General features: G+C 73.0%; 1 protein-coding gene and 1 pseudogene. One reads left to right on the top strand and one right to left on the bottom strand.

Features of this window, described 5'->3' with window-relative positions; translation table 11 throughout:
• Nucleotides 1-134: 134 nt before the first annotated feature.
• Nucleotides 135-254 (top strand): annotated as a pseudogene (locus I5E_RS24110) (DUF3090 family protein); the annotation flags it as partial.
• A gap of 15 nt (nucleotides 255-269) precedes the next feature.
• On the opposite strand, the gene I5E_RS01375 reads toward I5E_RS24110, so the two are convergent.
• Nucleotides 270-564, bottom strand: a 295-nt coding sequence (locus I5E_RS01375) for an LLM class flavin-dependent oxidoreductase (RefSeq protein ID WP_031260993.1), incomplete at its 5' end; no start/stop codon positions are given.

The following is a 564-nucleotide window of genomic DNA, read 5'->3' as shown; positions in this document are numbered from 1 at the left end:
CGACCTCGCCTGGCTGGCCGCCGCGCCCGCGCCGACCGGGGACGCCGCGGTCGGGGGCGGCGCCGGCCACGACGACGCCTCGTCCGGAGCCGCTCCCGCCGGAGCCTGAACGAGTGTCGTCCGGCCCTCCTACAATGCGGGGTATGCCCACCATCGTGCACGGCTTCGACTGGCCGGACCGTCTCGTCGTCGGGACCGTCGGCCGCCCGGGCGAGCGGTCGTTCTACATCCAGGCGCGCGACGGCCGCCGCGTCACGAGCGTCGCGCGTTCATGCCCGCCCGGCCCCGGAGAGGTCCTGGAGCGTCGTGTACATCTTCGCCGCGACCGCCGGGTTGTGGACGTTCGCGTGCATGGTCGCCCAGACCTTCACGCGCTCGGTCGCCTCGGCGATCCCGGCCATCATCGTCATCGACTCGAGGGAGCGCCCCCAGTGGTCGGTGCTTCCGCCGAAGCCGCGCCACTTCGCCATCGACATGACGAAGTCGAGACCGATCGCCTCGGCGTGCAGGGCTGCGCGCTTGTTCCAGGCGTAGGTCGCCTCGGGGTGGGGTGCCGTGGTGGAG

Origin of the sequence: Curtobacterium sp. B18 (assembly GCF_000333375.1) — a bacterium.
GTDB lineage: Bacteria > Actinomycetota > Actinomycetes > Actinomycetales > Microbacteriaceae > Curtobacterium.
Note: the sequence above shows the minus strand (reverse complement) of the source record. Positions and strands in the feature narration are given on the sequence as shown.